We start from the raw sequence: 19,493 nt of genomic DNA on the forward strand, positions 1-19,493 counted from the left end.
TCGTTTGGAATAAAGTTGCGCCTTCCAATTGGAGCCCGTTTTTCTTTCTCATCTATGCGGATCTGCCTATTCACCGATAGCTTCCTACCCTACATTTCGGGGGTTAGTTCTGCGGTTATCAATCAGGCGAATGAACTCGCCACCCGCGGGCATGAAGTAAGCATCTTCCACCCGAGGGCGAAAAAGGAAGATCGAAAGGAGGGGATTCCCGGACTTGATTCCAGAGTAAAGACTTTTGGGCTGCCCTTCTCTGTTCCCATTCCCAACATCCCTAAACTGCGATTTTCGATACCTCTGTTCCTGTTCACTTATCGGCGTCTTAAGATCGCTTCTCCAGATGTGATCCATGTTCATACGGAGTTCGGTTGCGGAATCGAAGGCATGTTTTTAGGACGCTGGAAAAAGGTGCCGATAGTAGGAACATTCCATACCTTCTTCGCTGAGCCGGAGTATCTAAAGCAATTCCATCTTCCAAACTCTTCCTTTACTCGAAAAGCGATGTGGAAGTATTCGGTAACTTTCTACAATCACTGTAGTCATGTGGTTAGCCCGTCGAAATCGGTTCGGGACAATCTTATTCAAAGAGGCTTGAAGACCAAGGTGACGCTGCTTTCGAACGGGATTGACCCCATTCAGTTCAGACCGAAAGAGGAAATTGAAGCTTTTCGCCAATCTTTGGGCATCGACGATTCCGCTTTCATCTATGTTGGGCGAATATCGCCAGAGAAGTCTTTGGGAGTTCTCCTTGGGGCATTCCATCGCGTAACACGGGTTAATCCTGATGTTAAACTCGTGATCGTCGGAGCTGGACCCTCCGACTCGGAGATCGATGAAAAGGTGGCGGAGTTCGGGATTGAGAAAGCGGTCGTACGGACGGGTCGTATTGAACGGGACATCTTGATGAAAGAAAACTATCTGTTACTTGGGGATGTCTTTGTGACGGCGAGTAAAACAGAGAATCAGCCAGTGAGTCTGCTGGAAGCGATGGCCTTCGGGTTGCCCATGATTGGCCCAAGGGCCAAAGGAATTCCTGAGCTTGTTGAGGACGGAAATGACGGATTGATTTTCGAGCCGGACGACGAGCAAGACATGGCAGATGCTATGATCAAGCTTATGAAAGACAAACACTTGAGAAGCGAAATGAGCCAGGCTGCTTTAGATAATGCAAGCGACCATAGTATGGGAAAGATCGGTAGTAAGCTAGAGCAACTGTACCGCAACGCGATTAGTTAGCAAAGACACATGTATCTATAATAAAGATACGTAAAAATCACTGCAAAAAACTCTAGGAATTCGCGTATCCGAGTCGGGCTCTAACAAGGGCAACTTGAGGAAGCCCTTGAACGCACTCCAAAATGGCTAGGGAACTCTGTGGAATCTTAGGAGCCTGAACAGTTAGACTTTTGATTTTGTCTCCCCCGTCGTCGCTGCCCCATTTCCAATCGTATCCTTGAGGTGGCGGATACGAGTCTATCCCCTCAGTCCGGTCCGAACCTAAAAACCGAAAGAGTTTGCCGGTCCACTCGATGGGTTTCTGGACGAGATCTTCATAGCGTATCCAAAAATTTGAATTACCATCATCTGGGAACCGATCCAATAGATTCGCGTATACCGGGGCCCAATAATTGTTGGCGAACCAATTATCTATGTATTTTGGAGCCCAAAGTTCCGCTTTACGAAATACCATTTTACGGAGCGAGGCCGTCGTCGTGTGAACGTCGCGAGCGAGAATGACACGCTTCACCTTGGAAATGTTGGGTAACTTCGGATACCGCTTTGTCTCATTGAACCAGGCGGGACGTTTGAGAACGACAATTCTTTCGTCGCAAAGAGAAGCGATTTCGGAGGCGGCGGTTGCCGACTGGAATTTCTGAAAATTGGTCTCCGGTAAGCTTGAGATATCGGGCGCTGCCGCCATGAGGGCTTTTAGCAAGGTGGAGCCCGAGCGCATTACGCTCAGTTCCAATGCGATCGTTTTTTCTGATGGCTCTTTATTCGAGGACGTCATTACTGCCACGCATGCAAGGAAGCCGAGGGCTCATCCACAACAAGAAAATGCTTTAAATTCTCGAGGCGCTACTCAGGGTGTTCGTTTCTTATGCCGCAAAAAACTCCAGTTATAAAGAACGTACTCGCGGATCGCTATGCTTCCGGAGCGATGAAAAAAATTTGGTCCGCTGAAGGCCGGGTTGTGATCGAGCGCGACTATTGGATCGCAGTATTGAAGGCTCAGAGAGAATTGGGACTAAAAATTCCGCTCAAGGCGATCAAGGTTTATGAGTCGGTAAAAAACAAGGTGAACCTGGCATCTATCGATCGGCGAGAGCGTAAGGTGCTACATGATGTGAAGGCGCGCATTGAAGAGTTTTCATCGTTGGCGGGATACGAGTACGCTCACTTAGGAATGACGAGTCGGGACCTCACTGAAAACGTTGAGCAGCTGCAGGTCATACGTTCGCTGAGACTGACTCGGCTCAAGGCAGTCGCGTGCTTGAATCGGCTCGCCGAAAGAGCGGTTGAGTTTAGGAATCTGATGATTACGGCCCGCACTCACAATGTACCCGCCCAGGCAAGTACTTTGGGGAAGCGTTTCGCGATGGCCGGTCAGGAGCTTTTGGTTGGGATTGACCGACTCAATGACCTCACGGAACGTTATCCCGCTCGAGGGCTTAAAGGAGCCGTGGGCACCCAGTTGGATCAACAGACGTTATTTGAAGGGGATGCGAGCAAAGTTGCGGCCCTAGAGGAGAAAATTGTCAGGCATCTCGGTTTCGGAGAAGTCCTCTCAAATGTTGGGCAAGTTTATCCACGTAGTGTTGATCTAGATACGGTTACGGCATTGGAACAGTTGGCATCTTCAGCGATCAATATGACCACGACTGTCCGGCTCATGGCAGGGCAAGGTCTGATGAGCGAGGGATTTTCGAAAGGTCAAGTAGGTTCCTCAGTAATGCCTCACAAGGTGAATTGCAGGACGAGTGAACGTATCCACGGATTCGGGACAATTTTGAAAGGATACGCTGCGATGGCTTCAGGTCTGACCGGAGGCCAGTGGAACGAAGGCGATGTTTCTTGTTCGGTCGTGCGCCGCGTAATGCTTCCAGATTCCTTTTTCGCCATAGACGGCCTATTGGAGGCCTTCCTGACTGTTCTGGGTCAGATGCAAGTATTTGAGAAAGCGATCGAATCGGAGAATGCGGTGCAGTTGCCGTTCCTGGCCACGACCACCATTTTAATGGAGTCTGTAAAGGCAGGTGCCGGCCGCGAGGGGGCGCACTTGGCGATCAAGGAAAACGCGCTTGCGGCGAGTAAGGAGATTCGTGAAGGCCGACCTGGGGATGCGGATCTCCTTGGCAGACTTGCTGGCGACGAAAGGATTCCGCTTTCATTGATGCAGCTTGAGAAGCTCGTCTCTCAATCGAAACGATTTGTGGGAGCCGCTCCCAAACAAGTGGACCAATTCAAACGCGACGCAGCGAAGTGGGTAAAGCGATTCCCCGATTCCAAAAAAGTAAAGCCAGGGAAGATGCTTTAAGGAGAATACAGACTTGGCTGGTCCTGGCTGCAGGCTCAGTCAAGGTGGGTAACGATTTCGCATTTAACCGAGTTTGCCAAAAAGCACTCCTCATGGGCTTTGTGGTGTAGCTTTTCCAACTGCTCGCGAGTTGGGTTGATTCCCTCTGCGAAATGGATTTCCGGATAAAGGTCCACGCGACTGATGGCCATTTTGCCTTCAGCGTTTTTACAAAGGTGGCCAATGGCGTTGTCCTCGTACTTTTCAACGGTCAATTTTTGGAAAGAGGCAAGGGCTAAAAAAGTAAGCAGATGACAACTGGATAGCGAAGCGACGAATGCCTGTTCAGGATCGACGCAATCGGGATCACCAAGGTATTGAGTCGCAGCAGACACTTCGAGTTTTGCCCCGTTTTCAAACGTCCATGTGTGGTTACGGGAATAGTTCTTATAACCGAAATCGATCTCGTTTCGATTCCATACGAGATTAGCCTTATGTTCTGACATTAGTAGAAAATTAGGGCGGCTTTCTAGATATGCAAGGCAATCGATTTCCGAGAATCGACTCCTTTTTCCGCCGAAATCGTCGATCGGGGAAAACGACCGATCTTATTATAATATGTCTGAAAAGCGGTCGAAGCGATTGAAGTGGAAGAAAACGGGTGGGGCAGCTAGTGATAAAGGTCCTGAGTCGGACCCGTAAAACCAGTCTAAGCGTCGACGGAATAGGCTGTGTTTACGAAAGCGGCAATCGTAGGCTAGCCCTCGCTGCGGGATCCAGAATTTGTCAAAGTGACCACACACTCAAGGTGCTTTGTTTGCGGAAACAGGTCAAATGGCTGGACTTCCTCAACCTTGTATCCCCTATCGGTTAGAATTTGGAGGTCGCGCATTTGAGTAGCCGGATTGCAAGAGACATAGACGATTTTCTGTGGTCCGAAAGCGATGAGCTGGTTTAGGAATTCCTCGCTGGATCCCTTGCGGGGTGGATCGATGATTACAGAAGAGTCGCTTCCGCCAAAATCGATTTGGCTGAAAATCGATGCTGCATCGCCCAGCACGAATCGGGTGTTTTTGATATCGTTCGCTTTCGCGTTTTCAATAGCGTATTGAACCGAGAATTCAGATACCTCGATTCCCACGGCCTGCTCAAAGCGTGAAGCCGCTGAGAGGCAAAACAAGCCACTGCCACAATAGGCGTCTACTAAATTGTGGACTCCACTCTCTGAAGCCTTGCGACCTACATATTGAGTGAAGCTTTCCAGAATGCTGGGATTGTTTTGGAAAAACTCACCGGCAGGGAATGAGAAGACGAGTTCTCCCACCTTTTCGCGGATAATCTCCTTGGGATTCGTAGTTACTCCATCGAGATGTTCTCGGATAAGCAACGTGGCTCCCTTTTTGTAGGGATTTCTAATCTGGTTTCGACGCACTTCCAAACGCGCTTTTGCCAGTCGCTCGTTCATTTCGTCGGAAACAAGGGGGCAGCGTTCTATCTCCACGTAACTCGATCGAGAGCCTTGCCTCAGAAAACCAATTTGTACGGGGCGGTTCTTCTTTGGTTTAGGGAAATGAGGAGTCAACTTAGACCGATAGCCATATTGCTTCGGCGAGGGAACTGCCGGGAGCACCTCCGCTTCGATGCGGGCCATGTGCCAGAGAAGCTCTTTTACCTGGCGCGTTTTCCATTCGAGTTGAGTTTCGTAAGCAAAGTGCTGATACTGGCATCCGCCGCATTGACCAAACACCGGACAAGGGGCTTCGATGCGGTCAGGAGATGGTTTCAGCACCGACACGAGATCTGCTTCGGAGAAGTTCTTTTCGTTTCGGTAGACTCGAGCTCGGATCTGTTCTCCGGGCAATGCGTATCGAACCATGACGACCCAGTCATTGTGGCGACCCAGCCCTTGGCCCATGTTGGTGAGGGTCTCTACATCCAGCTCGATCTCCTCATGGTAAGAGTATGGGTCAGGCTTGAATCCTCTGGGAGTTCGGGAAGCATACGATTCGCCTTCGTTCATTGTCCTGAAACCAAGTACGTCTCCTTCGGAGATGGCAAGATTTCTGAAAAGAGAGGACTGAATTGACTTCGGAGGAAAGGTGCTGTTCGAGTGGTCTAAGTAGTCATGAGCATACAAGAGAAGAGGGATCAGATTGTGGAAGAGCTAATGCCGTTCGAAGACCATTTCGAACGCTTTGCGTACATAATAGATAGGGCGAAGGGGCATCCCCCGCTGGCAGACGAGTACAAGATCGACACCTTCCTGATTGAGGGGTGTTTGTCGCAGCTATGGATCTTTCCGGAGTTTAAGGAGGAAAAATGCTATTTTCACACGGATTCTGACGCTGCGATAACGAAAGGGACGGCGGCATTGCTGTGCGAGCTCTACAGTGGAGAAACTCCAGAAGACGTGCTTTCGCTGGAGCCAGGTTTTCTAGCTGACGTGGGGATCACGCAACACTTGTCACCTAACCGGCGAAATGGCCTTACCAATGTCAGGAAAAAGATCAAAGCCTACGCGGAGCTTTGCTTGAGAAACCACTAACCGTCGGACCGAGCCGTCGAGCTACAGCTGGAGCCGAGTCACGATATCGGATACATTGGGTCGCGGTCGCTCTTTTGGCGCCTCCGTTTCGCTTCCGATATAAATGAATCCGATGATATCCTCGATCGTTGCTATCCCGAGGTACTCCTTTACTCTATCGTTGTAAGCGAACCACTCGGTGAGCCATTGACTGCGGTAGCCTAGCGCACTCGAGGCAATCAGAATATTCTGGCAGACAGCTGCTCCAGACAGGAGTTGCTCGCATCGCGGGGCTTTTTTGGACGCAGTGTATGATGATACGATGAGGAGTAGAGGAGCGGTCTTGGCTTCTTTCGAATTGGTTTTACCAAGACTGGCAGGGTCACCCTCATGAAGTTCGGGTAGCTTGGCATGAAGAATGTCCTGATTGGCCCGATCCACAACTTGAATCCGCCAGGGGCAAATGCCCTTGTGGTCCGGGACCCGTGTTGCGCAAACCAAAATCTTTTTCAGCTCCTCTTCCGTGGGGCCAGGTTCAATGAGCTTACCGGCGAGCAGCGAGCGGCGGTTCATAAGCAACTCTATCGTATCGGGGCTGTGTTTCATGTGAATTATCTCGTAACAAGTGGCCGCGTTATGGCTACAAAAAACAGCCGGTTCAGATGATGAAATATTGGATGCAGCGAATCGAAAGTGTTTCGTGGTCTTGCAGTCTGAAAGTGATCAGGTATTTTTGGATCTGAAATGGAAGAGTCTGAACAACATAGACAATTTATGCGAGAGGCGATACGCGAGGCGTCCTTGTCAGATGTGAGTGAGACTTGGCCGAATCCGAGGGTAGGCGCAATCATCGTTGAGCAAGGCTTGGTCGTCTCCAGAGGACGTTTTCGGAAAGATGGGGGGCCTCACGCAGAGCGGGAGGCACTGGCAAATCTCGGAAGATCGCCGGGAACGAATGCAACGCTGTATGTGACCATGGAACCTTGTTCAACCCATGGAAGGACAGGGGCGTGCACCGATGCGATTGTAGAGGCTGGAATCAAAAACGTTGTGATAGGAACGCTGGATCCGACTCATTCGCACCGAGGTGCGGGGTTGGTGGTACTGAGCAAAGCCGGACTTAATGTGGTTTCCGATGTTTTGAAAGAGGATTGCGAATCGATTAATCCAGGGTTTGAAGGTAGAGAAACTCCCTAGTCATAGTGAAAGGCAGAAGCACAAGACCGATTGCTTGGGTAGCGATTAAACTGATACGCATCTATCAATTGTTTCTGTCGCCGATTAAATATGTGTTGTTTGGACCGAATTCAGGGTGCCGATACCAGCCGACCTGCTCCCAGTATGCGATTGAATGTTTTCGAGAAATGCCGTCGGGGAAAGCACTCTTTTATTCACTGAGGCGAATTTTAAGGTGTCATCCTTGGGGAGGCTCGGGCTACGATCCGGTCCCAAGAGAAGCTCGATCGGAAAATATCGAAAGAAATAAACCTGCTATCTAGTGGTGTTTGAACTTTGCTGAAGCCGAAATTGTCTTAGCGGCTGATCTCTGATGAATACAATTATTGAGAACAGGTGCAAGTGGATAAAGAAACACCAAAAGATGCAGTCGGTTAGATGTATCAGAAAGCGTTCTTCCACATCATTGACTCAAGTGGAAGGGGGGAGCGGGTGTTGTATTTGGCGGATCCCTTTTTGTTGTACATGGTTTCTACGTCTCCTTGTACATCGAAGTAAATGAGTTGGCCGATAGGCATGCCGGCGTATACCCGAACGGGCTGGGAAACTGAGATTTCCAAGGTCCAGTGATTGCAGAAGCCGACATCTCCTTTGCCAGCCGTAGCATGGATGTCGATACCGAGTCGTCCAACACTCGATTTGCCCTCTAGAAAAGGAACGTGTTTGTGAGATTCCGTGTATTCAAGGGTCGAACCCAGATAGGTGGTGCCGGGGCGAAGAACGAATCCCTCCTCGCCAATTTCGAAGTGCTCGACTTTGTTGTGAGCCTTCGCATCGAGAATCTCTGAAAGATAGGTCGCCAGGTGCTTGCTCAAATGAACATCGTAGCTGTTGGTACCGAGCGATTCGCGCGAGTAAGGCTCAATTACAATCTCACCTTTCTCGATGGACTGGAGGATTGCTTTGTCAGATAGTATCATATTTGCGATCTTAGAGATTAGCCTAGAATCTCTTTCAGTACGTTTACAAGGCGAGGCAGGTTGTCACTTGTGATTCCAGCCACGTTGATCCGGCCGCTGTCCACGATGTAGATGCTGTGATCGGTTCTCAATGCAATAGCCTGTTCCTTGGTCAATCCAGTGAACGAAAACATTCCCTTTTGGTCTTTAAGAAAGCTGAAATCCCGGGATACGCCTGCGTCGGCGAGGGCGTTCACGAACTGTCGGCGAACTTCGTGTATCCGATTTCTCATGGCATCTAACTCTTCGGTCCAGCGGGTTTGCCATTGGGAGTCACCAAGTATCGCTTCTACGATTGCGCCGCCGTGGGCAGGCGGGTTGGAATAGTTTGTACGAATGGCAATTTTGACTTGGCTGGCGACGCGTGTCGACTCTTCAGCGTTATTTACCACGATTTGCAGGGCCCCAGCACGTTCGCGGTAGAGGCCTAGGTTCTTTGAAAAAGATTGGCACACAAAAAGCGGTAATCCTGCTTTAGCGAATGCTCTAGGTGCGTAGGCGTCTTCTTCGATACTGAGCCCGAAGCCCTGGTACGCAAAATCAAGTAACGGCAGCCACCCCTTTGCGGATGCGATATTAGCTACTTCATCCCATTGCTCGGGCGAAAGATCGGCCCCGGTGGGATTATGGCAACAGGCGTGTAGGATTACGACATCCCCGGACGGAATTGACATTATTGATTCAAGAAAAGCCGAATAGTCGAGACTCAAGGTTGTTGAGTCGAAATAGGAATAGACATTCGTATCAAGGCCCGCGGCCGAAAAAATTCCTTTGTGGTTGGCCCAGGTCGGGTTGCTGAGCCAGGCAGACTTTGTCTTCAAGTTTCCTTTGATAAAATCTGCGGCCACACGCAGGGCTCCGGTTCCGCCGGGAGTTTGGGCCGTGACAATCTTGCCTGTAAGAGATTCTGCGAGTTCATCGCCAAAGCACAACGTCTGAGTTAACGAAGCGTACCTCGGGTTTCCCGTCATAGGTAGATAGCTCTTTGTGGTATTGGTTTCGGCGAGAACCTTCTCCGCTTCGCGGACGGTATCTAAGACGGGAGTGACACCTGAATCATTGACGAATACTCCCACGCTGAGGTTTATTTTCTCAGGATTAGGATCTGCCTTGAAAGACTCAGTGATGCTTAAGATGGGATCGGCTGGAGCTTGAGTTACGGTTTCGAATGGCGACATGATGTTTGAAAAAATTGGCTTTTGTTGCACGAGCCGGTTCAACGTAGAATCGAGGGGCTTTCTGTCAATGGTGCGATGCGATTTTCCTCCTAGCTTCACGCTAGAGTAGTGGGGTTTGTTTGGAATGACTAAAGTGGAGTCGTTCTTCGAACCCGCTGGGCCAAATTTTCAGCGGGAAAGGCGTCGCGGGATTGGTTGGCGTTGCCCAAGTCCTTCGGACCCATGCTTCGCTCGCGAGCTCGCTTCGTCGAACCCTGCGGGTTCAAAATCCCGTACGGAAATTTCCAGGCACTTAGATTCCTTTACAGTTCGGAATAAGTTCTTGGTTTTGGTGGTGGAGAGAGCGGGATTCGAAATCGGTTGCTGCCTAGGCAACAGCACTTTACCTAGGTAAACAGATGCATTAATTACCTTTTGGCTGCATTAGCCTGCACTGATTATGACAGGAAATCAATTGGGGCGGGGGTTATTCGAGTAGCAGATCCTGCATTAGTATTCATCAGCTACCCAAGAAAAAATTGTCGCCCAAAAGTGGAACCTCTGCTTTCATTCGAAAATGAGCAAAATCACACGGAGAGATTTTTTTCAACGAACAGGAATGGCCGCAGCAGGTGGCATCGCCATACCCGGACTTTTATCGGCCTCCCTGCGAGCGGAAACTGAGCCAAACTGGATTACTAAGCCTGAATGGCTGAATCTGACAAGAGAGTCGGCAATTGAGCCTGAGCTTCCTATCATCGATCCTCATCATCATTTGTGGGACGGAAGCCAACTGGCAGACCGCTATATGCTCGAGGAACTAATCGAGGACACTCGAGATCACAACATCCGCCAGACCGTTTTCGTGGAGTGTAGTGCGATGTATCGTGCTGATGGCCTTGAAGAATTTAGAGTGGTCGGCGAGACAGAATTTGTACAGGGTGTTGCCGCTATGAGTGCAAGCGGCGCTTATGGCGAAATGCGGGCCGCAACGGGTATTGTTGGTGCAGCGAACCTATGCCTTGGTGAACGTGTTGCTGCGGTGCTCGAAGCCCAGATTGCCGCCAGTCCGCAGCGCTTTCGTGGCATCCGGCAGCGAGCGGCTTGGGGCGATAGCTCCTACATCCGTGCACTAGGTGGATGGCCATCCACGCCTGCTAATTTGCCTAAACGTATCCTTTTGGATTCGGATTTTCGGAAAGGGTATGCGCAGCTGCGCACCTATGGATTATCGTTTGAAGGTTGGGTGTTTCATACCCATATCGATGATCTGACCGACCTTGCTAAAGCCTTTCCGGATACAACTATCATCTTCAATCATCTTGGTGGGCCTATTGGGGTTGAATCCTATTCAGGACGGCGCAACGAAGTGTTTGCCGCATGGAAACTTTCTGTGGCCGAACTCGCAAAATGCCCGAACGTTGTCGCAAAGCTTGGTGGCTTGCAAATGATTGTAAATGGTTACGATTGGCACAAACGAGACAAGCCACCTACATCTGACCAGTTGCTCGAAACCAATCGAGATTGGTACAATTACACCATCGACCAGTTTGGTCCTGACCGCTGTATGTTTGAGAGCAATTTCCCCGTGGATAAGCTGTCCTGCTCCTACACAGTCCTTTGGAATCAATTCAAGAAGTTAACCAAAAATTTCTCTAAAGATGAACGAGCAGACATGTTCCATGACACCGCAATGCGTGTTTACCGGCTGACAAGAGTATAGTGGCCATTGCTTTTTAAATGCGTGTAAAGAGTATCATAAGTTTCCTCATAGATATCAATTAGCCGCTTGCCATGTTATGCCCAATAAGGCGATGGCTGCAGTGGCCTATCCGTATCCAAAAGTTTCTGAGTCAGTTCCGTAAAAAAATCTCTCCATCGAAGCTAATTCCCTTTTCCGAAACTGAAAGTTGAGTATAGAAAAAAGGAATGCTGGCAAACGGGGCAGCATTTTCTATTCACTAATCAGCTGGGGCCTGGTTTCATATAGAAGTAACGCCTATCAGGCTAATCTACATTACGACTGTAACCTGAAATAGCTGGATAGTAATTAAAAGGAAAACCAAAATCTAGCTCCTCAGCTGCTTTTGCGTTAAATCTCTTCAGTTTGTCGGTAAAGCCACCATAGACATCTACCGCTGTAACTTTAAGCATACCAAGCTTCTCTTGCAAAAGCTCATAGCGCTTGCCACCGGGGGAGATGTTTTGAGCAGTAATTATGTTTCCATCCTCATTTCTGTAACGTTCAATTAGAACGACTTTCTCGCCGGATCTATGGTAACTCCAGCCTAATGTGTCTGGCTCGGTTTTCTTTACAAAGTCTGCATAGGTTTCAGTAAACGACGCTAAGCCATCGGGAGTCACGCCTGCCATGACTTCCATTGTAACCACTACAGTTACTTCGGTCAAAGCTGAGTTCGTTTTCGCACTAGGCTTCGAGATGCGTAGCCATTTCCTTTGAGCGTATGATTTTTCACCTGAGCCTATCCATTCAAAGTCGGTATAAACCATTCTTTCTGGGTATACTTCCCAAGCCTGTTTGCCTGACTCAGATTCCATTATTATCCCATCACCCTTTAAATACACATTGTAAGACCTCAATCCGTCCCAAGCTGGTCCCTCGGTTAAAGTTGAATCCTCATTAGTACCATTGATTGTGGTTCGTTCAGTATATCCGTATTCAAATTCTCCATCTGATATTACACTTTGTCCCCATCCAACAACTGATTTCTTTTCCTCTTTATTCCTACGATCATGGAGAATTACAGCGAGTTCTCCTTCGGTATGAAACCACCTCCCAGACACTTCTGGAATTGTGCTGACAGTTCCCCCGTCATCCCATGAATCCAGTTCCCAAGCACCTTCCAAGCGATCAAGTATCATTTCTTTTGGGGCCTGTATTTTCGATAGTTCCGAATGACCATCTGGATGGGCGACTGCGACCAAAATCAATATCACTGTCAGAAACAAAGCTAGGTACCTAATGAGCATACGTGCTTCTGGCATCTTGGCTGTGCTGCATCAAGGTCTTTTCGCAATCACGAGGATCTTTTCAATCACTCTGGTCATTCTTGTTCTGGCACAAGGGGTTTTCTCCTATTCAGGCCGATCCGGTTCAAACGGGGGACATTGGGATCGGAAGGCAGGAATGTATCATTACCATAATCAGGGAGCCGCCCCACACCCCTTTTTTCCGAGCTCTTCCAAGCCGTATTCAGAAAGCTTTTATTAGGAGCAAAATGGCAAGAAGCTAGGAGGCAAGACTGAAGTGAATATGCCCGATGGCACTCGCTGCGACATCCTCACAGACACCCACGCTATTGAGGTGAACTATGCGGACAAATGGGAGGAGGCGATTGAGTCGTCCCGTAACTTTTATGTCGAACGCACTCTCACGCTACGATTTCACCTGAAATGAGGTCCTTTGACTCAAATGTTTAACCTTTTTTTGCGGCGATGAGCTTTGCTTTACCCTTGGCCGTGGCGGGGCTATTACCGGAGCTCATTGAGGGTATCAGTTGCCGTTGCAGCTCTCGCAACTTTGATGTGGATGTTTTTCGTTTGGAGAGCACCCCCAATGTCGGACTTATTATTAGCCCTTTCCGCGGGCACTTGATCGTAGTCGACTCGTTTCCAAACGCTTCAAGAAAAGCGAAGAAGAATTCCCCAGCATCAAAGGGAATTTAAATACAAGTTACTTAAAATCAGTTGCTTAAGTGGCGGAGAGAGCGGGATTCGAACCCGCGGTACAGTCACCTGCACACACGCTTTCCAAGCGTGCTCTTTAAACCACTCAGACATCTCTCCAAACTCCAAAATAGAAGGCTCAGACGAATGGGGAAAATCCGACTCCGCGCAACTGAAAACTTTATCCCTTAAGCAAGTTTGAGGCTCTTTTAACCAGAGAGTTCATTGTATCGTGAATTCTGTAAAAACCCGCTTGCATGTTGATTGGTCCAGCTTACGTTTCTCTTTTCAAAACTTTCTGGCAAATGGTCTCTTCTAATCAAGATTTTGGTTATAACAGCAAAGTTGAGGGTGGCGTCATTGTCTCCAAGGCAGATGCGGTTATCAATTGGATCCGTACTCACTCGCTCTGGCCTATGCCAATGGGCTTGGCGTGTTGTGCGATCGAACTCATGGCTTCCGGTGCCTCTCGATTCGACATTTCTCGATTTGGAGCAGAAGTAATGCGCTTTTCGCCGAGGCAATCGGATGTTATGATAGTCGCTGGGACGGTCACTTACAAAATGGCCCCGGCATTGCGGCGGATTTATGACCAAATGGCGGACCCCAAATGGGTAATCGCCATGGGAGCCTGCGCTTCTTCGGGAGGGATGTACCGTTCCTACGCTACTTTGCAAGGGGTTGATAGGATCGTGCCGGTCGACGTTTATGTGAGCGGATGCCCTCCTAGGCCGGAAGCTTTGCTCGATGCGCTGATGAAGCTGCAGGACAAAGTTAGCACAGAGCAATCCGCCAAAAGCCTTTTTGAAGCCTGATTCTTCCCGGCAAATGATAGCTCAAGATCTCAAATCCGCACTTAAAGAATCATGTCCCGAACTGGACGACCGGGATTCCCTGGACTGGCCGGCTTTTAACTGTCCGGTTGGGAGCATTCCCGATGTGGTCAAAGAGCTCAGGGACGACCACGGCTTTGATGCCTTGATGGACGCCACAGCGATAGACAATGGGGTTGAGGCTTCACCTCGGTTCACGGTCGTTTACCATCTATACTCATCCGAGAAGCATACTTATGTCCGGCTCGCGGGCGATTGTTTGGATGACGAAGCCCCTTCAGCTCCCTCATTGGTAGATCTATACAAAAGTGCAAATTGGATGGAGCGCGAAACCTACGACATGTTTGGGATCATTTACGAAGGCCATCCAGATTTACGCCGCATTCTTATGTGGGACGAGTACCCTCATCATCCGCTTCGCAAGGATTTTCCATTAGCAGGGCATGAAAACGAGCTTTGGGACCCCGAAATCGCGGAGAATACCGGAGTGAAAGTAAAGCCGGCTCCCATGGCGGGCGGGCCATTTGTCGCCCAGCAGTCAGTATTTGAAAGCAAGCGTGAACCTGCAGCTAGAGACGAAAGCTGGAGCGAAGAAAAAGAGAAGCCCGACCAGTAGCGATCTACCACAAAATCCTCTTCCAGAAAATTTCTCATGTCCACAGAAACAACCGAATACACTGCTCCTGATTCAGGAGGGAAAGCTGCCACCGCAGCTCAGGAGTTCGAAACCGAGCATCTTGCAGTTAGCATGGGCCCTTCGCACCCGTCCACCCATGGAGTGCTGCGATTAAACCTCGAGCTGGATGGCGAAATCGTGAAAATGTGCGACCCAGTTTTAGGATACTTGCACAGAGGTGACGAAAAAATCGCTGAGAATATGACCTATAACCAATTCGTTCCCTATACGGATCGATTGGACTACTTGGCTCCTCTGGCCAACAACGCGGCTTACGCAATGGCAGTCGAAAAACTGGCGAATCTGGAGGTGCCGGAGCGCTGCCAAGCGATTCGAGTTGTCACCAGCGAACTTGCCCGGATTTCCGCTCATCTACTGGGACTAGGTGCCTACACGATGGATGTGGGGGCGTTGACCGTGTTCATGATTACATTTACGGAGCGGGAAAAGCTGTATAAGCTTTTTGAGGAGCTAACCGGGGCCAGGTTCACCACCAGTTATTCAAGAATTGGCGGGGTAGTGCGAGACATGCCGGAAGGCTGGACAAATCGCGTGCTCACGTTTTGCGAAGAGCTCCTGCCATTACTCGACGATGTTGAGTCGCTGTTGACCCGGAATCGTATCTGGTTTGACCGTACAGCGGATATTGGAATTATTTCGAAAGAGGACGCCGTTGCGTATGGGTTGACTGGCCCTAATTTAAGAGGGTCTGGTGTTGATGTCGATTTGCGTAGAGACGTCCCATATAGTGGATACGAACAATATGAGTTCGAGGTGCCTTTAGGTGAAAATGGCGATTGCTACGATCGATATGCAGTGCGGGTGGAGGAGATGCGGCAAAGCGTGCGTATCGTGCGCCAGGCAATCAAAAAAATGCCAGGGGGGGCCTTCTATGCGGAAGACGCAAAGAAGATTTACGCCCCCCGGAAGGATAAGATTTTGACGTCGATGGAGGAGCTGATCCAAAATTTCATGATCACGACAGAAGGCCCGGATATGCCTGCGGGGGAAGTCTACTTCGAAGCGGAAAACCCAAAAGGCGCCCTCGGGTTTTACATTGTTTCGAAAGGAGGGGGCGTTCCTTACCGGATGAAGATCAGGGGCCCGTCGTTCAACAATTTGTCGATCCTGGAGAAGGTCAGCGTGGGCGCAATGATTTCCGACATATCTGCGATTCTCGGAAGTTTGGACTTTGTGATGGGGGAATGCGATCGGTAACTGAAGAAGAAAGGTTTATGAATGATGTATCATTTACGAAACGGGCGAACGATCAATTGTGCGAGGCCGCTTCTTAATTCCTAATTTTTATTTCTGAAATTAACTAGATGAATTTAAAGCCAGAAACGCTAGCTGAAATCGAGGAAGCGATCCCGAAGTATCCAGAAAAGCAAAGTTCGGTGATGCCTTTGCTGCACGCGATCCAAAAAGACCAGGGACTCCTCACAAATGAAGCTGCAGAATGGGTAGCGGCGAAGCTGGAGATAGCGCCGATTCATGTGCTATCTGTAATCACTTTCTATCCTTTTTTTAGGCAGCATAAAATTGGACGGCGACATATTCGCGTTTGTCGTACTTTGTCTTGTGCGATAGCAGGTGGCGCCAAGGTGTGTGACAAAATGCTCTCTGAATTTGATGCCGGACTCAATGAGGTCTCTTCGGACGGTGAAGTAACGGTAGAATTTGCTGAATGCTTAGCGAGCTGCGGTACGGCCCCGGTTATGCTGGTAGATGACGAACTGTACGAGAATCTTGACGAGGCGAAAGCTCAGGAGATTTGTGAAAAGATAAAGGCGGAGGCAATGCAAGCGTAGTTGGAATGGCTATACATCCTAAAGAAAAACGTATCATCTTAAAGTATGCCGATGAGCCTGGCTACACACCAGGCATCGATTGCTACATGAAAAACGGCGGCTATGAGATGCTCAAGAAAGCCGTGGGCATGGAGAAGCAGACCATATGCGACGAAGTAAAGAACTCGCAGTTGCGAGGACGCGGAGGAGCCGGTTTCCCAGCGGGTGTTAAGTGGAGCTTTGTCGATCGAAAATCGGGAAAACCCGTTTACATGGTATGCAATTGCGATGAATCTGAACCAGGTACTTTCAAGGATCGACAAATTGTTCACAAAGATCCCCATCAATTAATTGAGAGCATTATAATTTCCAGTTTTGCGACGGATTGCGCCAAAGCTTTTATCTACATTCGCGAGGAAATGCCCAAAGGGGCTGAGATCCTGAATCAGGCAATAAAGGAAGCGAAGGAAAAGAATTTCGTTGGCGATGATATACTCGGTTCTGGATACAGCTGCGATATTGTCGTCCACCGGGGAGCAGCGGCCTACATATGTGGTGAAGAAACCGGATTGATAGAATCACTAGAAGGCAAGCGCGCCAATCCGCGTATCAAGCCGCCTTATTTCCCTGCGGTACTCGGATTGTACATGTGTCCGACGATTGTTAACAACGTCGAAACGCTTTGCAACGTATTGCATATTCTCAGAATGGGTGCCGATGAGTTTGCTAAGATTGGGCGTCCTAACAATACGGGTACACGTATCTGGTGTGTTTCGGGAGGCGTTAAGCGACCTGGCTACTACGAAGTGGCGGGGATCACATTGGGTGAACTGGTTTACGATATCTGTGGCGGTCCGAAAGACGGCAGGACCATCAAGGCGATCATCCCAGGTGGGTCTTCCATGAAAATTCTCAAAAACGGTGAGCGTTTTACTGGTAAGGATCGTGATGGCAACGGGTACGACTGGGGGATTGAAGACATACCTTTAGATTATGATGGAATTGCTGCTGCAGGCTCTATGTCCGGATCCGGCGGTATGATGGTACTCGATGACTCGGTTGAAATTCCGGTCGCTTTAGCAAATTTAATGGCCTTTTACTCACACGAGAGTTGTGGCCAGTGCACACCTTGTCGCGAGGGTTCACTTTGGCTGAAAAAGATCACCACACGAATGGTTCATGGGCAAGCGCGTCCGGAAGATGTAGATTTGATGAAGTCGGTGGCAGACCAGATTGAAGGCAGGACGATATGTGCTTTTGGTTTTGCCGTTGCCTGGCCTGTGCAGAGTTATTTAGCAAAATTCGAAGACGAATTTCGGGAGTTCGCGGAGCGTCACAGCCGGATGGGTGGCGACCGAACGGCAGCCAAAGAGCTGGCTTGCAACCACTAGAGAGCGAGAGGATTGAGATAGGCACTTCTAATGGAAGAGAAAGAAAATTTGATCACAGTAAACATCGACGGGCAAGATCTTCAAGTACCCCCAGGTACGAACATGGTTGAAGCGGCGGCGATATTGGGTAAAGAAATCCCTCATTACTGTTACCATCCAAAGCTCACAATTGCTGGGAATTGCCGCATGTGTCTTGTTGAGCTTGGCATGCCTGGTAGAGACCGAGCGACCGGTGAGCCCATGGTCAACGAAGATGGGACCCCAAAAATCATGTGGATGCCGGGGCCAGCAATTGGTTGCGGCACGAAGGCTGCCCCTGGGATGCACATCAAAACCGACTCTCCCAAAGCGCTTGAATCGCGTGAGGCGGTAACTGAGTTTCTCTTAATCAATCATCCACTTGACTGCCCGATCTGCGACCAAGCGGGCGAATGTACACTGCAAGAATTTTCGTCTTCGCACGGTCGCGGATACAGCCGGTTTATTGAGCAGAAAAACGTAAAGCCAAAACGAACGCGACTAGGACCGAGAGTTACTTTAGATGACGAGCGTTGCGTCCTGTGTTCCCGCTGTATTCGATTTTGTGATGAAGTGGCGGGGGATAGCGTTCTGGGATTTACTGATAGTGGCAGCTATTCAACCCTCACTTGTTTTCCCGGCAAGGAGCTAGCGAACAACTATTCTTTGAATACGGTGGATATCTGCCCTGTGGGTGCTTTGACGAGTACCGACTTTCGTTTTAAAATGAGGGTATGGTTTTTGAAAGAAACCAACAGCATTGATTTTGAAACGAGTGTGGGAGTTAATACGGTCGTTTCAGCTCGAGAAGGAACGATTTACCGGGTCAAGCCTCGTCGCAACGATGAGGTTAACGATACCTGGATGCCCGACTCTGGCCGCGAACTGTACAAACAGTTAGAATCGGATGATCGACTCATAAAATGCGCAATTGACTCCCTTGCCACTAGTGCGGCCGATGCAATCGCAAAAGCGAGCGAGTGTTTGCAGGGTGGCGGTGTCGCTATTGTTGGGTCCGGGCAATGCAGTGTGGAAGAGCAATTCGCACTTAAGGCCATTTCGGACGGAATCGGCGCGAAGGGGGTGTATTTGGTGGCGAGATACGGCAAAGACGACGGTATTCTCATGTCGGTCGATCGAAATCCTAATGTGAGAGGTGCCCTGATGGCCGGCCTAGTCAACGATTTGCCAGACGAACAACTGGGGGAATTGGGGGCAAAGATTGACAGCGGGGAAGTGACCACTGTTTTTTCAGTGAAAGAAGATCTAATCGCCGGAGGACTTACAGAAGATCAGGTCGGCAAAGTCAAAATCGTCTATCTGGGCACTCACGAAAACGCGACCAGTAGTCGTGCCAATGTGTTGATCGCAGGCCTGACCCAATTCGAAAAATCAGGTACGGTTATCAACCAACAGTTTCGCCTTCAAAAATTTAGCCGAGTGGTTCCGGGTCCTGGCGGAGCGATTGAGGATCTCTACGCCTTGGCTACGATCCAGGCGAATCTCTCTGGTGAATCATTCCCTTCCACTATCGGATCTCTATGGAAACAAATCGGTACGGAGGGATCGGTGTTCGAGGGAATTTCCTTCCAGTCACTTTCCGATCAAGGAGAGCTCCTTGACGGAAGCGCTTTTGAGCGCCTTTCATTCCGGGAAGGAAAATCGCTCCACTTTGAACCGAAAAAGGAGGCAGTTGCAGCTGAGTAGG

Annotated in this window: 21 protein-coding genes, 1 tRNA gene and 1 pseudogene; 14 read left to right on the forward strand and 9 right to left on the reverse strand. The window is 49.4% G+C overall.

Features of this window, described 5'->3' with window-relative positions:
* The first annotated feature begins 54 nt into the window (after positions 1-54).
* Positions 55-1,233, forward strand: a complete 1,179-nt coding sequence (locus GA004_RS02145; RefSeq protein WP_283395646.1) for a glycosyltransferase — start codon at positions 55-57, stop codon at positions 1,231-1,233.
* A gap of 52 nt (positions 1,234-1,285) precedes the next feature.
* Here GA004_RS02145 and GA004_RS02150 read toward each other — a convergent pair whose 3' ends face one another.
* Positions 1,286-2,008, reverse strand: coding sequence for a sulfotransferase family protein (locus GA004_RS02150; protein WP_283395647.1), 723 nt, complete (start codon positions 2,006-2,008; stop codon positions 1,286-1,288).
* 90 nt (positions 2,009-2,098) lie between these two features.
* Here GA004_RS02150 and purB point away from each other — a divergent pair, with 90 nt between their 5' ends.
* Positions 2,099-3,535, forward strand: coding sequence for an adenylosuccinate lyase (gene purB, locus GA004_RS02155; RefSeq protein ID WP_283395648.1), 1,437 nt, complete (start codon positions 2,099-2,101; stop codon positions 3,533-3,535).
* A gap of 35 nt (positions 3,536-3,570) precedes the next feature.
* On the opposite strand, the gene GA004_RS02160 is transcribed toward purB, so the two are convergent.
* Positions 3,571-4,020 (reverse strand): OsmC family protein, encoded by a 450-nt coding sequence (locus GA004_RS02160; RefSeq protein ID WP_283395649.1) that lies wholly within the window; start codon positions 4,018-4,020, stop codon positions 3,571-3,573.
* A 251-nt stretch (positions 4,021-4,271) separates the two neighbouring features.
* Positions 4,272-5,534 carry a class I SAM-dependent RNA methyltransferase gene (locus GA004_RS02165; RefSeq protein ID WP_283395650.1) on the reverse strand — a complete coding sequence of 421 codons (1,263 nt, stop codon included), beginning with the start codon at positions 5,532-5,534 and terminating at the stop codon, positions 4,272-4,274.
* A 105-nt stretch (positions 5,535-5,639) separates the two neighbouring features.
* Between GA004_RS02165 and GA004_RS02170 the strand changes: the two genes are divergently transcribed.
* On the forward strand, positions 5,640-6,059 hold the full coding sequence (locus GA004_RS02170) for a SufE family protein (RefSeq protein WP_283395651.1): 420 nt from the start codon (positions 5,640-5,642) through the stop codon (positions 6,057-6,059).
* Positions 6,060-6,080: 21 nt separating this feature from the next.
* Here the strand turns inward: GA004_RS02170 and GA004_RS02175 are convergent, their stop codons facing one another.
* On the reverse strand, positions 6,081-6,644 hold the full coding sequence (locus GA004_RS02175; protein WP_283395652.1) for a nitroreductase family protein: 564 nt from the start codon (positions 6,642-6,644) through the stop codon (positions 6,081-6,083).
* Between the two features lie 138 nt (positions 6,645-6,782).
* Between GA004_RS02175 and GA004_RS02180 the strand changes: the two genes are divergently transcribed.
* Positions 6,783-7,235, forward strand: a complete 453-nt coding sequence (locus tag GA004_RS02180) for a bifunctional diaminohydroxyphosphoribosylaminopyrimidine deaminase/5-amino-6-(5-phosphoribosylamino)uracil reductase RibD (RefSeq protein WP_283395653.1) — start codon at positions 6,783-6,785, stop codon at positions 7,233-7,235.
* Positions 7,236-7,264: 29 nt separating this feature from the next.
* Positions 7,265-7,537 carry a membrane protein insertion efficiency factor YidD gene (gene yidD / locus GA004_RS02185; RefSeq protein ID WP_343218834.1) on the forward strand — a complete coding sequence of 91 codons (273 nt, stop codon included), beginning with the start codon at positions 7,265-7,267 and terminating at the stop codon, positions 7,535-7,537.
* Between the two features lie 120 nt (positions 7,538-7,657).
* Here yidD and dcd read toward each other — a convergent pair whose 3' ends face one another.
* Complete coding sequence (gene dcd / locus GA004_RS02190) at positions 7,658-8,194, reverse strand: dCTP deaminase (protein WP_283395655.1); 537 nt, start codon at positions 8,192-8,194, stop codon at positions 7,658-7,660.
* 17 nt (positions 8,195-8,211) lie between these two features.
* Complete coding sequence (locus tag GA004_RS02195) at positions 8,212-9,411, reverse strand: amino acid aminotransferase (RefSeq protein ID WP_283395656.1); 1,200 nt, start codon at positions 9,409-9,411, stop codon at positions 8,212-8,214.
* A gap of 556 nt (positions 9,412-9,967) precedes the next feature.
* Between GA004_RS02195 and GA004_RS02200 the strand changes: the two genes are divergently transcribed.
* Positions 9,968-11,113: an amidohydrolase family protein gene (locus tag GA004_RS02200; RefSeq protein ID WP_283395657.1), complete on the forward strand. Its 1,146-nt coding sequence runs from the start codon at positions 9,968-9,970 to the stop codon at positions 11,111-11,113.
* A 284-nt stretch (positions 11,114-11,397) separates the two neighbouring features.
* Here the strand turns inward: GA004_RS02200 and GA004_RS02205 are convergent, their stop codons facing one another.
* Positions 11,398-12,348: a hypothetical protein gene (locus GA004_RS02205; protein WP_283395658.1), complete on the reverse strand. Its 951-nt coding sequence runs from the start codon at positions 12,346-12,348 to the stop codon at positions 11,398-11,400.
* Positions 12,349-12,373: 25 nt separating this feature from the next.
* Between GA004_RS02205 and GA004_RS02210 the strand changes: the two genes are divergently transcribed.
* Both GA004_RS02210 and GA004_RS02215 read left to right on the forward strand, forming a co-directional pair.
* Positions 12,374-12,622, forward strand: a complete 249-nt coding sequence (locus GA004_RS02210) for a hypothetical protein (protein WP_283395659.1) — start codon at positions 12,374-12,376, stop codon at positions 12,620-12,622.
* A gap of 42 nt (positions 12,623-12,664) precedes the next feature.
* Entirely contained in the window at positions 12,665-12,808 is a 144-nt protein-coding gene (locus tag GA004_RS02215) for a hypothetical protein (protein WP_283395660.1), read from the forward strand.
* Between the two features lie 22 nt (positions 12,809-12,830).
* On the opposite strand, the pseudogene GA004_RS18075 reads toward GA004_RS02215, so the two are convergent.
* Both GA004_RS18075 and GA004_RS02220 read right to left on the reverse strand, forming a co-directional pair.
* A pseudogene (locus tag GA004_RS18075) lies at positions 12,831-13,073 on the reverse strand (hypothetical protein); the annotation flags it as partial.
* 34 nt (positions 13,074-13,107) lie between these two features.
* Positions 13,108-13,197, reverse strand: a tRNA-Ser gene (locus GA004_RS02220).
* 185 nt (positions 13,198-13,382) lie between these two features.
* On the opposite strand from GA004_RS02220, the gene nuoB reads away from it, so the two are divergent.
* From nuoB to GA004_RS02250, 6 genes are all read left to right on the forward strand, one after another.
* Positions 13,383-13,892: an NADH-quinone oxidoreductase subunit NuoB gene (gene nuoB / locus GA004_RS02225; RefSeq protein WP_283395661.1), complete on the forward strand. Its 510-nt coding sequence runs from the start codon at positions 13,383-13,385 to the stop codon at positions 13,890-13,892.
* A gap of 13 nt (positions 13,893-13,905) precedes the next feature.
* A complete protein-coding gene (locus GA004_RS02230) occupies positions 13,906-14,526 on the forward strand; it encodes an NADH-quinone oxidoreductase subunit C (RefSeq protein ID WP_283395662.1) in 621 nt (206 codons plus the stop codon).
* 36 nt (positions 14,527-14,562) lie between these two features.
* Positions 14,563-15,804 carry an NADH dehydrogenase (quinone) subunit D gene (gene nuoD / locus GA004_RS02235; protein ID WP_283395663.1) on the forward strand — a complete coding sequence of 414 codons (1,242 nt, stop codon included), beginning with the start codon at positions 14,563-14,565 and terminating at the stop codon, positions 15,802-15,804.
* A 107-nt stretch (positions 15,805-15,911) separates the two neighbouring features.
* Positions 15,912-16,397 (forward strand): NADH-quinone oxidoreductase subunit NuoE family protein, encoded by a 486-nt coding sequence (locus GA004_RS02240; protein WP_283395664.1) that lies wholly within the window; start codon positions 15,912-15,914, stop codon positions 16,395-16,397.
* Between the two features lie 5 nt (positions 16,398-16,402).
* A complete protein-coding gene (gene nuoF, locus GA004_RS02245; protein WP_283395665.1) occupies positions 16,403-17,767 on the forward strand; it encodes an NADH-quinone oxidoreductase subunit NuoF in 1,365 nt (454 codons plus the stop codon).
* 30 nt (positions 17,768-17,797) lie between these two features.
* The gene (locus GA004_RS02250) at positions 17,798-19,492 is read left to right on the forward strand and encodes an NADH-quinone oxidoreductase subunit G (RefSeq protein ID WP_283395666.1); all 1,695 of its coding nucleotides are present in this window, start codon (positions 17,798-17,800) and stop codon (positions 19,490-19,492) included.
* Position 19,493 lies beyond the last annotated feature (1 nt).

The organism is Candidatus Pelagisphaera phototrophica, assembly GCF_014529625.1.
In the GTDB taxonomy this organism is placed as follows: Bacteria; Verrucomicrobiota; Verrucomicrobiia; order Opitutales; family Opitutaceae; genus Pelagisphaera; species Pelagisphaera phototrophica.